At 67.5% G+C, this 14142-nt stretch carries 12 protein-coding genes; 4 read left to right on the top strand and 8 right to left on the bottom strand.

Features of this window, described 5'->3' with window-relative positions:
- The first annotated feature begins 25 nt into the window (after nucleotides 1-25).
- Nucleotides 26-1627, top strand: a complete 1602-nt coding sequence (locus NP4_RS24855; protein WP_245998442.1) for an NTF2-like N-terminal transpeptidase domain-containing protein — start codon at nucleotides 26-28, stop codon at nucleotides 1625-1627.
- Between the two features lie 4 nt (nucleotides 1628-1631).
- Here NP4_RS24855 and NP4_RS24850 read toward each other — a convergent pair whose 3' ends face one another.
- From NP4_RS24850 to NP4_RS24840, 3 genes are read right to left on the bottom strand one after another with little or no spacing between them, the layout of a single operon-like run.
- Entirely contained in the window at nucleotides 1632-2009 is a 378-nt protein-coding gene (locus NP4_RS24850) for a DUF3054 domain-containing protein (protein WP_068002369.1), read from the bottom strand.
- Between the two features lie 35 nt (nucleotides 2010-2044).
- Entirely contained in the window at nucleotides 2045-3154 is a 1110-nt protein-coding gene (locus NP4_RS24845; protein ID WP_068002366.1) for a lysylphosphatidylglycerol synthase transmembrane domain-containing protein, read from the bottom strand.
- Nucleotides 3155-3158: 4 nt separating this feature from the next.
- On the bottom strand, nucleotides 3159-4646 hold the full coding sequence (locus NP4_RS24840) for an adenylate/guanylate cyclase domain-containing protein (protein ID WP_068002525.1): 1488 nt from the start codon (nucleotides 4644-4646) through the stop codon (nucleotides 3159-3161).
- Between the two features lie 150 nt (nucleotides 4647-4796).
- Here NP4_RS24840 and NP4_RS24835 point away from each other — a divergent pair, with 150 nt between their 5' ends.
- The 3 genes from NP4_RS24835 to NP4_RS24825 all read left to right on the top strand — a co-directional run bounded on the left by NP4_RS24835 (nucleotide 4797) and on the right by NP4_RS24825 (nucleotide 7551).
- The gene (locus NP4_RS24835) at nucleotides 4797-5969 is read left to right on the top strand and encodes an AI-2E family transporter (RefSeq protein WP_068002522.1); all 1173 of its coding nucleotides are present in this window, start codon (nucleotides 4797-4799) and stop codon (nucleotides 5967-5969) included.
- Nucleotides 5970-6077: 108 nt separating this feature from the next.
- Nucleotides 6078-6704 carry a DUF1707 SHOCT-like domain-containing protein gene (locus NP4_RS24830; protein WP_114755853.1) on the top strand — a complete coding sequence of 209 codons (627 nt, stop codon included), beginning with the start codon at nucleotides 6078-6080 and terminating at the stop codon, nucleotides 6702-6704.
- Between the two features lie 37 nt (nucleotides 6705-6741).
- Entirely contained in the window at nucleotides 6742-7551 is an 810-nt protein-coding gene (locus NP4_RS24825) for an alpha/beta fold hydrolase (RefSeq protein WP_068002361.1), read from the top strand.
- A 10-nt stretch (nucleotides 7552-7561) separates the two neighbouring features.
- Here NP4_RS24825 and NP4_RS24820 read toward each other — a convergent pair whose 3' ends face one another.
- Genes NP4_RS24820 through NP4_RS24800 form a run of 5 tightly spaced genes read right to left on the bottom strand, consistent with a single transcriptional unit; the run spans nucleotide 7562 to nucleotide 14033 of the window.
- Nucleotides 7562-8131 carry a Uma2 family endonuclease gene (locus NP4_RS24820; protein WP_211335949.1) on the bottom strand — a complete coding sequence of 190 codons (570 nt, stop codon included), beginning with the start codon at nucleotides 8129-8131 and terminating at the stop codon, nucleotides 7562-7564.
- A gap of 43 nt (nucleotides 8132-8174) precedes the next feature.
- Entirely contained in the window at nucleotides 8175-11117 is a 2943-nt protein-coding gene (locus NP4_RS24815; RefSeq protein ID WP_068002356.1) for an MMPL family transporter, read from the bottom strand.
- Nucleotides 11117-11812 carry an NYN domain-containing protein gene (locus tag NP4_RS24810; protein WP_062508099.1) on the bottom strand — a complete coding sequence of 232 codons (696 nt, stop codon included), beginning with the start codon at nucleotides 11810-11812 and terminating at the stop codon, nucleotides 11117-11119. Before NP4_RS24810 ends, NP4_RS24815 begins: the two co-directional genes overlap by 1 nt.
- A gap of 44 nt (nucleotides 11813-11856) precedes the next feature.
- Nucleotides 11857-12642, bottom strand: coding sequence for a tRNA (guanosine(46)-N7)-methyltransferase TrmB (gene trmB / locus NP4_RS24805; RefSeq protein WP_068002353.1), 786 nt, complete (start codon nucleotides 12640-12642; stop codon nucleotides 11857-11859).
- 59 nt (nucleotides 12643-12701) lie between these two features.
- Nucleotides 12702-14033 carry a lipase family protein gene (locus NP4_RS24800; RefSeq protein WP_068002349.1) on the bottom strand — a complete coding sequence of 444 codons (1332 nt, stop codon included), beginning with the start codon at nucleotides 14031-14033 and terminating at the stop codon, nucleotides 12702-12704.
- Nucleotides 14034-14142: the final 109 nt, after the last annotated feature.

Raw genomic sequence — 14142 nt, 5'->3', positions numbered from 1 at the left:
GGCGACGGCTGCCCTGGCTATTGCGATGGGATCATGCGGTTTTCACGACAAACCGAACGACCCGCAGGGCATCGTCAACCGCTTCGTGGAACTGTTGGACAAACAGGACGCCGTCGGTGCGGCGCAGCTGACCTCCTACCCCAGTGGGGCCGAGGCGACGCTGAAGCAGATGTTCGGCGGGCTCAATCCCGGCAAACCTGATTACGGCGTCGTGCAGTACATCGGCCTGGACGCCGATTCGGCCATGTTCAACCTGAAAGCCGACTGGAACTTCGGGCCGGGCAAGGACTGGACCTACGATCTGCAGGGCAGCATTCGCAAACTGGCCATCGGCTGGCGAATCTCCTGGGATCCGACCGTGGTGATGCCGCAGCTGGACTACAAGCGTTCGGTCAAGCTGGTCAAGACCGATGCCGTGCCCTCGCCGAAGGTCGACGACAACGCGGGCGCGACGCTGATGAGCGAGCAGACCATCAACGTCGTCAAGCTGGATCCGACCAAGACCTCCGACCCCGTCGCGTCCACCAATGCCCTCGCCGACGCGATTGCGCCGGTGGCCCCTTTGATCACCGGCCCTGCGCTGATGCAGCAGCTGGCCGCCGCGCAGGGCAAGCCGGTCATCGCGGTGAATCTGCGCGAGGACGATTTCGCGATTCTGCAACCGCGCATGGCCCCGATTCCCGGTGTGGTGATGGAGAAGCAGCCACAGCTGATCGCCGCGGATCGCCGGATCTGGTCGCCACTGCTGGACGCGCTGCGCAAGGTGTGGCAGGAGAATCGGGATCAGCATGCCGGTTGGGGTGTGCAGATGTTCGAGCCCGACGGCAAATTGGTCACCCAGCTGGCCGGGCAGCAGGGCCCGCCCGGACCGAATATCGCCGCCACGATGGATCAGCGGTTACAGCGCGCGGTCGAGGACGCCGTGGTCAGCGCGGGCACCGCGGCCTCGATCGTGGCCGTCCAGCCGTCCACCGGCGCGGTGGTGGCCGCCGCCCAGAACACCTACGCCAGCGCCCAGGGTTCGGTGGCCTTCACCGGCGCGTATCCGACCGGCGGCATGAACGAGCTGTTCAAACAGGTCGCCGCGATCGTGAAGAAGAAGGCGCCCCAGGACGTTTCGGTCCAGGACATGGCCGAGGCGGCCGCCACGCTCGGCGTCGGCATCGGCTTCAAGGTGCCGGGTCTGGATCAGACCACCGGCCGGTTACCGATCGGCGGGCGCGGTGTCGAACAGGTCCGGCAGGGCAGTAACGATCCGATTCTGGCCAGCCCCTTCGGGATGGCGATCGCGGCGGCCACGGTCGCGCGCGGTTCGGTCGCCCCGCCCATGATCGAAATCGGCCGCCCGGCCACCACCGAGGCCGAACTGGCCCCGCTGCCCGGTGAGGTCGTCGATCGGTTGCGCGGCATGCTGCGCGACGCCGCGGGCGGTCCGGAACTGACGAGCCTGCGACGCTACGCCGATGTCAGCGCCTTCTCCGCGACCGCGGGTGGCGCGGGCTGGTTGATCGGGACCATGGGCGATCTGGCCTTCGCGATCCATATCGACGATGTGGATTCCGGCGACGCCACCGCGCGCATGGCCGCGCGGATGCTGCAGTCGCTGGCCGCGCCGGACGACAAATGAGCCGCTAGCTCAGCGCCTTCCACGCGCCACGCCAGCCGAGCAGGAAGAAGGCCAGTACCGAACCCGCGACCAGAATGAAGCTGATCGCGGTGCCCTGACCGCTGAGTACGCGCAGCGCCATCCCGCCGATCAGGGTGCTCAGCCAGATCACCACCCCCGTCGGCCACAGCCGCCGACCGTCGAAACGCCTTATCGCGCGGGTCCACTCGCTGCCCGCGAACAGCCACAGCGCCAGTGCCCAGCCGATGAGCAGGCCGGCGCCGAAGGGCCATAGGGTGCGTAACAGACCGGACAGCACACCCTCGCCGTGGCTGCGCCGGCCGATCGCGCAGAAGACGATCACCAGCAGGGCGTCGAGCACGAACGGCACCAGTTTCTTCACGCCGACAGGGTAATAGGGCCGGCGTGGCGGTCCGGTCACCCGGTCTGCGCGTCGTCGTTCGGCCGGGACAGTATCGTCGAGCGCTGCTCGAACTCCTTCTCGAATTCCGCGTCCTCGGCCTGCGGCTTGCGGAACAGGAACGCGAAGACGATCCAGCCGACGATGGCCACCAGGATCAGGCTGACCAACCGGTAGACGAAGGCGGCCGAAACCGCCTGCGCGAAGGGCAGACCCGCGGCGGCCGAGAGGCTGGCCACGAGGGTGAGTTCGACATAGACCAGTCCGCCGGGCGCGAGCGGAATCGTGCCGACCGCCTTGCCGACGCTGAAGACGATCAGCACACCGGCCAGCCGGGGATCCGCGCCCACCGCGTAGCAGGCCGCGGCCAGGCAGGCGACATCGCCGAGGCGATGCACCAGCGCCCAGAACGCGACCAGCGCGCCGTCGCGGCGACCCAGGTCCACCGATTCGAGCTGATTGAGCATCTCCGCGACCGTATCGATGCCGTCGTCGGGCCGGTGCCGGCGAATCCGGTTGACCAGGTGCAGGACCCGATGCGCCAGCGCGCGCACGGCGCCGGGATGGCGGGAGACGTAGTTTCCCGCCCACACGAGCGCGACCACGCCGGCCAGCGGCAGAACCACCTTCCACGGTCCGATCTGATTGCCCACCAGCACCGCGCCGCCCACGCCGAGCAGCACCATGCCCGCGGCGGCGACCACACCCGACATGGCCAGCTGCCAGGAGGCCAGCACCGGGCTCGCACCCCAGCGCCTGGTCTGCCGATAGGTGAACGCGGTGGAGAACACCTGTCCGGCGGGCAGGGTCACCGATATCGCCGTGGCGCCGTAGACCACTGCCACGGATTTGCGCTGGCTCACATCCACGCCGCCCGCATGCAGCAATTGTTTCTGAATGCGACCATATCCACTCATGGACACCGCCTGCATGACGATGCAGACCGCGACCCAGCCCCAATGGATTTCGGTGAGGCTTCGCCACGATTCGTGCAAACGGGGCCACAGATATACGCCCTCGGCGACGAGTAAAGCCGATACGGCAACGCCGAGCACCCATTTCACCCAGCGGAACCGGCCCCGACCTTCCGGGGCGGAGCCGCCGGTCGGTTCACCAGGGGCCGTCACGACGTCAGCCTAACAGCGCCGAAGCCTCTTTCGGCCAGGCCAGTTTCGTCTTGCGCCGGCGTCCCCGCAGCTGGACCTCTTCGCCCGTTTCCCAGAATTGCTGTTCGAAGCCGTCGGCGAAATACAGTGCGCTGCCCGAGGCCAGCACCCGCCCGGGATGTTCCTTGGACAGTTCGGTGAGCCGGGAAGCCTCGTTGACCGGATCGCCGATCACCGTATATTCGAAACGATTGGCCGCGCCGATATTTCCGGCGACGGCCAGACCCGCGGAAACACCGATTCCGATATCCAATCCCGATACCTCGCGCAGCGCCTCGCGCAGTTCGCGCGCGGCCGCCAGCGCGGCGGTCGGGGCGTCGGGACGATCCAGGGGCGCACCGAAGATCGCCAGCGCGGCATCGCCGACGAATTTGTTGATCAGCCCGCTGTGCCGGTCCACCACATCCACCACGATCCGGAAGAACTCGTTGAGCAGGCTCACCACCTCGGTCGGCGGGCGCTCGGCCGCGGTGGCGGTGGAACCGACCATATCGACGAACAGCACCGCCACGAACCGGGTCTCACCGCCCAGTTCGGTGCCGTACTCGAGGGCGCGCCGGGCCACCTCCTCGCCGACGTGCTGGCCGAACAGCTCCTGCAGTTCGCGCCGCTGCGCGGCCTCCTCCATCATTCGGTTGAATCCGACCTGTAGCAGGCCGATCTCACTGCCGTCGAAGACCTCGACCTGAACGTCGCGCGCGCCCTCCTGCACCCGGTCGATGGCCCGCGAGAGCTGACGCACCGGATCGGAGATGCTCGAGCCGGTCAGCATCGACAGCGCCAGCGCCTGCAGGATCACCACCCCGCACAGCAGCAGGATCGACACCGCCAGCGAACGCGCGGAGAACTGCACCTGGGAGGTGATCTGCGTGACACACAGCAGCACGATCGCGATGGTCGGCGCGAATGTGCCCATGCCCCAGGTCATCCCCATGCGGGTGCCGACGCCCGGGGTGAGGGTGTGGTCGAAGGTGCCGGTCTGCAGCGCGTGCGCGGCGACCGGCCGCAGGATCCGCTCGCCCAGCATGTAGGTGAAGCCGAACACGATGGTGGCGGCCATACATTCGGTCACGATGACCGCACCCGCCAGCTGTGGCGTCTCCGCGATGATCGACCAGGCCAGCACCGCGCCGCCGACCAGCCACAGCGCCAGATGCACGATCGACTGCCGCAGCGGCGCGTGCAGGGCGGCCATCTGCTCCTGGCGACTCGGCGGGCCGCCGCGGACCTGCCAGCGCATGACCGGACGCAGCATCAGCGCCGAGGAGGTCAGGCTGAGCGCGCCACCGATGCAGAACACCAGCGCCGGGACCAGCAGACCCGCGCGGCGGATACCGTTGGGGCTGCCCTCCGGTGCGGGCAGACCGTATTGAATGAAGGCGTAGACCAGAATCGCGCCGAAGGCGTTGGCCGCCAGCATCGATGCGAGGTATAGCGGCCAGCGCGTTCGCATGGTCTGTTTGACCGCTTCCAAGGGCGCTGACACGATCACCAATCTAGCGTCACCGCACCGTGGACACGTGCTCGCGGCGGCCGCGGCGGTTAGGCTCGCGGCGTGAACGAGGGCAGGGGTACCCAGCCGGTCGACGGCTCGCAACGCAGGCTGCGCGCCACCCGCTCGGGGCGGTCGGCCGCCGAGGCGGTACATCCGCTGGTGCGCGAGGCCGCGGAATGGTGTTGGCGGCTGCTGATCATCCTCGTCGCCGTGCTGGCCGTGGCCTATCTGGCGCATAAACTCACCACGGTCGTGATTCCGCTGGCCATCGGACTGCTGGCGGCCGCGCTGCTCTCGCCGCTGGTGGATTGGATGCAGCGGGTGGGTCTGCCGCGCGGGCTCGGCGTGGTGGTGGCGCTGATGGGCTCGCTCGGCCTGGTCGCCGGAATCTTCACCTTCGTGATCGAGCAGGCCGTCACCGGTGTGCCGCAGCTGACCGACGAATTCAAGACCAGCATCCATCAGATTCAGGACTGGCTGATCAACGGGCCGCTGCATCTGAGCAACGATCAGATCCGCGATGCGGGCAACAAGGTCATCAAGGCTATCGAGTCGAATCAGGACTCGCTCACCAACGGGGCGCTGACCACCGCGGCCGCGATCGGCGAATTCTTCACCGGCGCGTTCCTGACGCTGTTCATCCTGATCTTCTTCCTCTACGGCGGCGACCACATCTGGGAATTCCTCACCCGGATCGTGCCCACCCCGCAACGCGATCGGGTCCGCACCGCGGGACGGCTGGCCTTCGGCACGCTGATCAGTTTCGTCCGCGGCACGGTCATGGTGGCGGCCGTGGACGCGATCGGCATCGGGGCCGGGCTGGCGATTCTCAATGTGCCGCTGGCCCTGCCGCTGGCGTCGCTGGTGTTCATCGGCGCGTTCATTCCGATCGTGGGTTCGGTGCTGGCCGGATCGATCGCGGTATTCCTGGCGCTGATGACCAAGGGCTGGGTGACCGCGCTGATCGTGCTGGGCATCACCATCGCGGTCATGCAGCTGGAAGGCCATGTGCTGCAACCGCTCGTACTGGGTCGCGCGGTGGACATCCATCCGCTCGCGGTCGTGCTGGCGATCACCACCGGCGTGGTGCTGGCCGGAATTCCGGGTGGTCTGCTGGCGGTGCCGTTCGTGGCGATGTTGAATACCGCGATCCGATCGCTGCTCGCGGACAGTCCCGAGGAGCTGTATCAGGAACTCAATACCGGCGGTGAACCGATGTTCCACGCCGAGCCCGACGAGCCGACCGCCGGACGCTACGACCCGCCCGCGACCGAAACCTGATCGCGGACCTCAGGGATTGCCCTGATGTGCGGTTACCGTCGCGTGGGTAGCCTCGAACGCATGGGTGAGACGATTCCTGCCCCGGCCACCCAGCAGACCGGGGGCGCGGTGGGCGATCGGGAACTGCGGGTCTCGGATATCGAACGGGAACATGTCGGGGCGCTGCTGCAGCGCGCGGTCGGGCTCGGGATGCTGTCGCTGGGTGAGTTCACCGAGCGCATGGATACCGCGCTGGCGGCCAAGACGCGCGGCGAGTTGAACGCGGTACTCATCGATCTGCCCGGGATTCGGCTGGCGGGACAACCACATTCGCCGCAGCAGCCGCGGCCGTTCGTGCCGCCGAGTTCGGCCGTACCCGCCGCGGGCGGCAATGTGATCCGCGCGCGGCTGTCCGGGGTCACCCGCAAGGGGCCGTGGCAGGTGCCGCCCACGCTGTATCTCAACAGCTATCTGTCCGGGGTGACCCTCGATTTCACCCAGGCCGTGATGAGCACGCAGGTGGTCGAGGTGCAGATCGATGATTTCTGCAGTTCGCTGACCCTGATCGTGCCCGGTGAGGCGACCGTCGATCTCAACGGCATCGAGCTGATCGGTTCCAGCGCCAACAACAAGGTGCGCACCGGCCCGCCGATCGGGCGGCTGCATCTGGTGGTGCACGGGCGCACTCGATTCGGTTCGGTCACCGCCAAACAGCCGTTCGCGGCGCAGTGGCGGCGGATGATGTCCGGGCTCTGACCGGGCCGACGTAGCGGCCGACCGGTAGCCTCGGTGCATGGCGCAGGTCGTGAGCGAACCGGAACCGCAGTTTCGTGCCGGACGAGGCGAGCCGCTGCTGCTGGTCCACGGCCTGCTGCTCACCTGGCAGTCCTGGGGTGTGGTCGCGGACGAATTGGCAAGCGACTACGACGTTCTCGCGCCCACCCTGCCCGGCCACTGGGGCGGCCCGCCCGCGCCCCGCCCCGTGACGATCGCCGCCCTGGCCGATTTCGTGGAATCGGTTCTCGACGAAACGGGTTGGCCCACAGCACATCTGGTAGGCAATTCGCTGGGCGCCTGGCTGGTCTTGGAATTGGCCGCCCGCGGCCGCGCCCGCACGGTCACCGCCATCTCCCCCGGCGGCCTGTGGGCCTCGGATGCCGGTGCGTCCCAACGCCTCATCCGCAAGTACCGTGCCTTCGCTCCCGTCATCGGCGTCGGCGCGGGAGCGGGCGCCCATCCCATGGTCCGCAGCCTGGTCACCCCGCTGCTCGTACACCGCCCCGCCCTCGTCCCGCACCGCTTGGCCACCGCCAACGCCCTGGCCCCCGCCCACTGCACGGTCGTCGACGACCTGACCGAAGACCCCAGCATCCCAGCCGGTTTCACCCGCTTCCCCGACATCACCGCCCCCACCACCCTCCTGTTCTGCGCCGAGGATCGCCTCCTCCCGCCCAAGGACAACAACCACCACCCCACCCACCCGACCCTCCACACCCGAACCCTCCCCGCGGTAGGCCACGTCCCCATGCTCGAGGCCCCCACCCTCATAACCACCGAAATCCGTACGGCCACAGCCCGTTCCGGCCACGCCTCCCGGGCGTGAGTCTGGGGATTCAGGCGTATCGCGGAAGGCAACCGGTATCGAGCGAGAAGGCAAACGGCTTCGGCAACGGAATGTCGACGCCGTATTCACCTTCGAGTTCGCCGTGGTACGAGTCGTTTCGGGGATGTGAATAGAGGGTCCATTTGCCGAACCTGGGGTCGACGACCAGTAGGAGGCGGACGCCCGCCACGCTGTACCAACCGTTCTTATCGGTGATCTGCCGGGACTTCTCGGACTGAGAGATCACTTCCACCGCCAGTTCGACGTCCGTGGGCTCGGCCAGCCACTCGTCGTCTTCATCCCAGGCATCGGGCAGGATCACCAAGTCCGGCGTGCAGTAGTCGTCGGGATCGCCGGCCAAGGCCAGGGAGGTGACCTCGTAGGTCGCCAGCCCATCGGGAATCCGGGCCTCGATCTGTTGCTGTAGCCGTCGGATTGTTCCCGCATGCTTGCCGCGAGGTGTTGGGGAAATCACGAGATTTCCTCCCAGAATCTCGACACGCAAACCCGTTGCACTCTCGATCTGCTCGGCGACCGTACGGAGGTTGCCTGGGCGTGGGTGCATGGCAGGGACAGTCACGAACGATCACTCCAATCCTCGCGGACGGACTGCCTCGAGTTGCTCAGTCGCGGTTCTGGCGGCGGAGTAGTTCGTTGACGCTGACCGTGCGGCCCGGGGTGCCGGTGTGTTTGCCCTCGTTCGGGTCGGGGGTGTTGGTGCGGCGGCGGGAGGAGCGTAGGTCGGACATCCACTTCTCGATGCTGCTGCGGTTGGTGGGGGTGGGGTCGGTGCCGGGGTGCGGGGGTTCGGGTGGGGTGTCCTCGGTGGGGGCGGGGTCTTCCGCGGGCTCGGGGTGGTAGGCCTGGGCTCGGCTCGCGGGGTGGGGTGGGACGCTGGGGATTTGGGGTTGTGGGGGCAGGATGCGCGGGGTCGCGCCGACGGGGGCCGTGGGTGCGGCGGGGTCGGCGGAGGAGGTGGCCTGGTCGGGGGGGATCAGGCGCGGGGGTGCGGCGGGGCGCGAGATCTGGGGGGTGGAGATGCTCGGGAGTTGGGGGGACGGCGGGGGTTCGTGGGCGTCCGGTGGGGTGGAGAGCTCGGGCGCGGCGGCCGGATCGGGTTGGCGCACCAGGGGGATCACCGGGGGGCCCGAGATCTGGTCGACGCCGCGCATATCGAGCAGACTCGTCTTCGGACCGTCGGCGGGCCGATCGGTGACCTTGGGGGTCTGGTTCAGACGTTCGGTGGGCGCCTCGCTGTCGGCGTCGCGAATGAACCGGGCGCGCTTGGGTTTACGGGCCGGTTTGGCGGGGGTGCCGTCGGGCAGCATCGGGATCTGCATGGTCACCGGATCGGTGACGGGCGTGGTCTTGACCAGGTCGACCACATCGGTCCCGGCGGGATGTTCGCTGTGCAGAATGGGCTCGCCCAGGCCGATCTTCTGCTGGATGCGCTTCATCCACGCGGGCGCCCACCAGCAGTCGTCACCGAGCAGCTTCATGGTGGCGGGCACCAGCAGCATGCGCAGTACGGTCGCATCGATGAACAGCGCCGCGACCATGCCGTAGGCGATGTACTGCATCATCACCAGATCGGAGAATGCGAACGCGCCGACGACCACGAACAGGATCAGCGCGGCCGCGGTGATGATGCGCCCGGTCTGGGCGGTGCCGATGCGCACCGCCTCGGTGGTGCTCGCGCCCACCGCGCGGGCCTCGACCATGCGCGAGAGCAGGAAGACCTCGTAGTCGGTGGACAGGCCGTAGATGATCGAGATGATCAACACCAGTACCGGCGACATGATCGGCTGCGGTGTGAAATTCAGCAGTCCGGCGCCGTGTCCGTCGACGAAGATCCAGGTCAGAATGCCCAGCGTCGAACCGAGACCGAGCGCGCTCATCAGTGCCGCCTTGATCGGCAGCACCAGTGAGCCGAAGGTCAGGAACATCAGCAACGTGGTGGCCAGGACGACCAGCGCGATCATGATCGGCATCCGCTGCATCAGCGTGTCGATACTGTCCTTCTGCATGACCGGCTGACCGCCGATGAGCACCTGGATGCTGTCGGAGACGTCCATCGACCGTAAGTAGTCGACGGTCTCATCCGGATGATCCGGATCCTTGAGCTGGGTGGTGGTCTTCCAGACGTCCGTATCCTTCGGCGGCGCGCCGGGAGTCGCGAACTTCTGCAGCAGTCCGGGCGCCTGATTGGCCTTGTTGATGGCCGCGCCGATGGCATTGCGATCGGTGCCGACGATCACCAGCTGAATCGAGTTGGTGCGGAAGGCCGGGAAGAGTTTGTCGAACTCCTCCTGCGCCACGCGGGTCGGATTGTCCGGGGGCAGATAGCTTTCGCTGATACCCCCGAACTTCAGATTCTTCACCGGAATGATCAGCAGCAGCAGGATGATGCACAGCGGGATCGCCACCTTGAGCGGATGCTTCATCACCCACTGTGTACTGCGACCCCAGAAACCGTTCTCCACCTCTTCGGCGGTCTTGGTCTTGCGCATCCCCTTCAGGCCCAGCGCGTCCACGCGCTTGCCGAGGATGCTGAGAATGGCGGGCAGGATCGTCAGCGACGAGACCGCCGCCAGCAGCACCGTCGCGATCGTGCCGTAGGCCAGCGATTTCAGGAAGCCCTGCGGGAACAGCAGCATGCCCGCACTGGCCGCGATGATCATGATGGCGGAGAACATGACCGTGCGGCCCGCGGTCATGACCGAGCGCCGCACCGCCGCCTTGGTGTCGTAACCCTCGGCGAGTTCCTCGCGGAAGCGACTCACGATGAACAGCCCGTAGTCGATCGCCAGGCCGAGGCCGATCATCGACACCACCGCGCCGACAAAGGAGTTGACCTCGGTGAAGTTGGTGATGAATCGGACGATGCCGTTGGCGCCCACGATCGTCAGACCACCGACGATCAGCGGCAGCGCCGCGGCGACGATGCCGCCGAAGATGAAGAACAGCAGCACCCCGACCGCCGGGATGGCCAGCATCTCCATGCGTTTCTGATCGGAGGCGATGGTGTCCTGCAGGGTGCCCGACACCGCCTGCAGACCCGCGACCTGAACATCGACGCCGGGAATCTTGAAGACGTCCTTCACATCCCGGAAGTTGTTCATCGTGTCGGTGTCGTTGTCGCCCTTGATGGCGACCGTGGCGAACGCGACCTTCTTGTCCGGACTGGAGAAGATGGCCGAGGACTGCGTCTTCGGATTCGCCAGCCGCCAGTAGGAGACGTTGACGCCGCCGATCTGATTCGGATACTTCTGCGTCAGGCCGTTGAGCGAATCGACGACCTGCCCGCTGAACTGCGGATCGTCGACGGTCTTCCCGTCCGGGGCGGTGTACAGCAGGATCACGTCACCGGTGTGATCGCGTCCATAGGTGTCGTCCACCAGCACCGCGGCCTGTGACGACTCGGCGTTCGGATCGAACCACCCGCTGGAGCTGAGGTGCTTTTCGACTCCGAATCCGTAGCCGCCCAGGCCGAGCAGCGCGGCGACCACCGCGCCGAGCACGGCGAAGCGGAATCTGTAGACCAGGTCGCCCCAGCGGGTGAACACTAAGCGACTCCTTGAGCGGGGCGGGAGGTGAGCAGGGCCGACAGCGGTCGGAAGGGCTGCAGCCAGGCTCCCTCTTCGGGCAGCGAGTCGAGGCTGACCCGGGGCAGCGGTTCACGGAACACACCCGGGATGTCCTCGAGATCGATGAACTCGAGGATATCGGACGTCACCGCCCAGCTGGCATGCTCACGGAATCCCAGCACCTGCACCGGAACTCCGCTCGCCGCGATCTCCTCGAGCGGTTCGCGGAAGGCCTGGCCATCGGCCGAGGCCACCATGATGCCGGCCAAACCCGCACCGCGGCGGCGTAACTCGATATGGGCCAGCATGTCGTTGTCGACGTCGGAATCCTCGTCGATCTTCGGCTTGGCGAATACGGCGTAGCCGACATTGCGCAGCGCCTCGACCCACGGGCGGACCACATCGGCCGTGCCCGGGGCGATATTGGTGAAGACGGTCGCCTCGGCGTCCACCCGATGCGTACTGCCGACCGACAGTTCCGCCGTGCGCGCGAGCAGCCAGCGTCCGAGCGCGTCGAACCGCGGCCGATACGCGGCCGTTGGTCTGCCGCCGAGAATCGCGCCTAGGCCCATATCGAGATTGGGCGCGTCCCACACCAGCAGGACTCGCCGCAGATCGCTCCCGGGCGGTAACGCCGATACCGCTCCCGGACCCTCTGCGGCGGTGCCGTGCATTATTTCGGCAACATCCATGACCCCCGCAGTCATTTCGCGCACGCTCATAAAGTGATCTTCCCCCAAATAAGCTCGGTAATAGCGCTACCGGCCCGATGCGCCTTGCCTTCGAACTTCGTTACGGGCCTTTCGAAGCCGATCGGCGCGTCGGCGCGGAAGGCCTCCGGATCGCCGCCCGTCGCCTCGTTCATGCCGATGAACTGCGGTTCTCCCGCGCCTACCTCGGCGATGTGCTCGGCGTAGTCGGCATGGTCGGTGGCCACGTGCAACACGCCGCCGGGCATGAGCCGACTCGCGATCAGCGACATCGTGGCGGGCTGCAGCAGCCGCCGCTTGTGGTGGCGCGCCTTCGGCCACGGATCAGGGAAGAAGACGCGGACACCCGTCAGCGAATCTTTGGCAATCATGTGTTCGAGGACATCGACGGCATCGCCGCGCAGCAGCCGGATGTTATCGATGCCCTCGCGTTCGATGCGCTGTACCAGCTGAGCCAGGCCGGGTTGATAGACCTCGATGCCGATGAGGTCGAACTCCGGTTCGGCCTGGGCCATGGCCGCGGTCGCGGTACCCGTGCCACAGCCGATCTCCACGATCAGCGGTGCCCGGCGGCCGAACCACGCGTCGGTGTCGAGCAGTTCGTCACCGACGTCGCGGCCGATCCGGGGCCAGGTCCGTTCCCATGCCTGCTGCTGGGTAGGGGTGAGTGCGCCACGGCGGGACCGGAAGCTGGTCACCCGGGGGTACAGGCGAGAGCCGGTCGCTGTGGACCGCGGCCCGGGGACCGACTCGGCTGTGTCGATGCGGTTCGCGGCGTCGTTCACGGCGTCCATTGTCCAGTATTCGATGATTAGCGCAGCAATCGACCGCGCCATCCGGGGGGGTCGCGGGGTCAGGCGGCCAGGGTGCGGGCGGGGGCGAGCGTCGGCTCGGACTCCTGCCGCAGCGGCAGGCCCAGGACGACTCGCGTTGCGGTGCCGATCATTTCGAGTAGACCACGTCGGCTCGCCGCGGCGGTCGCCACCGACCACACCGTGCGCGTCGTGGTGTCCGTCACGGGACGGCCCGCGATGCGGTCGGCGAGCCAGTCCAGACTCAGCGGCGTGCTCAGCGGCAGCAGGGTGAAGTGATCGCTGCAGCGGTCCCGGATATAGGACACCGCCGCGCCCGCGCGACGGTACCGATCGACCTGGCCGTCGATGCCGTCGATGTGGATGATCTGATCGTGGACCGGCTGGATGACCAGGATCGGGCAGCGCGGCGCGCTGCCGCCCAGGCGCATATCGTCGAACATCGCCCGCAGTTCGGGCTCGTCGAGGATCTCCTCGAGCGTCCGGTTCAGATGATCGGCCACATTGTTGTGCGCCAGCCGCAGCAGCGCCACGAGCGGGGTGAGCCGGGCGGCCTGTTCGACCAGCCGCAGCCCGCGCGCGCTCAGCTCCTCGTCGAGCACCCGGCCCAGGGCCGGATAGACGTGGCGCAGCGCCGCGATCACGATCGCGGGGAAACCGGCGTAGCGCCCGCCGTTGAGCCGGAGGAAGACCTGACCCGGGTCGCCGACCGGCGCGCCGAGTACCGCGCCGACGAGATCGAGTTCGGGTGCGTAGGTCGGGGCCATCTCCACCAGCCATGAGCTGGCCATACCGCCGCCGGAATAACCCCACACCGCGACCGGGGTGTCGGCGTGCAGGCCGAGCGGTTCGAAGCGCAGCGCCGCGCGGATACCGTCCAGGGCGCGATAGCCGGGTTCGCGCGGGGCCCCGAAATTGCCGTGTGGGCCTTCGTGATCGGCGATGCTCACCGCCCACCCGCGCCGCAGCGCGCCCGCGACCAGCATCCATTCCAACTGCGTGATGGAACCGGGTGCGAACGCGCCCGCGCGCAGGGCGTAGGAGGGAGCGCAGCGTTCGGAGACGGCGTCGATGGCGGATTGGAAGGCCAGCAGCGGACGTTCCTCGTTCGGATCGGCCCCCGCAGGCAGCAGCACGGTGGTGACCGCGGCCTCGGGGCGGTCGTGCAGATCATTGCTGCGATACAGCAGCTGCCAGGCCGAGACCCGCTGCGGAACGAGGCCGAGCAGGGCCAGGCGGACCGGACGGCTGCGCAGAATCGTTCCGGGAGCGTAGGCGGCCAGGTCGGCGGGCGGCCGCAGGAACGGATCCCGCGACGGCGGCGCCGGACGCGCCGTGTCGATCTGCTCGATGACGTCTTCGATGACGGTCATCGCAACCTCCTTCACAACCCTGCGATCCCGGCGGCGTGCGCCGGTCGGGACAGGGTAAGCGATCGGACAGCTGTCCGGAAGCCCAACTGGTTTCGAATTATGCTGTCCC

It is taken from the genome of Nocardia pseudobrasiliensis NBRC 108224 (genome assembly GCF_001613105.1).
Classification (GTDB): domain Bacteria; phylum Actinomycetota; class Actinomycetes; order Mycobacteriales; family Mycobacteriaceae; genus Nocardia; species Nocardia pseudobrasiliensis.
Note: the sequence above shows the minus strand (reverse complement) of the source record. Positions and strands in the feature narration are given on the sequence as shown.

Coding starts and splice junctions, on each gene's coding strand:
- NP4_RS24855 (WP_245998442.1), top strand. CDS start 26: ATGGGATCATGCGGTTTTCACGACAAACCGAACGACCCGCAGGGCATC.
- NP4_RS24840 (WP_068002525.1), bottom strand. CDS start 4,646: ATGCGAACGCGCTGGCCGCTATACCTCGCATCGATGCTGGCGGCCAAC.
- NP4_RS24825 (WP_068002361.1), top strand. CDS start 6,742: ATGGCGCAGGTCGTGAGCGAACCGGAACCGCAGTTTCGTGCCGGACGA.
- NP4_RS24810 (WP_062508099.1), bottom strand. CDS start 11,812: ATGCACGGCACCGCCGCAGAGGGTCCGGGAGCGGTATCGGCGTTACCG.
- trmB (WP_068002353.1), bottom strand. CDS start 12,642: ATGGACGCCGTGAACGACGCCGCGAACCGCATCGACACAGCCGAGTCG.
- NP4_RS24800 (WP_068002349.1), bottom strand. CDS start 14,033: ATGACCGTCATCGAAGACGTCATCGAGCAGATCGACACGGCGCGTCCG.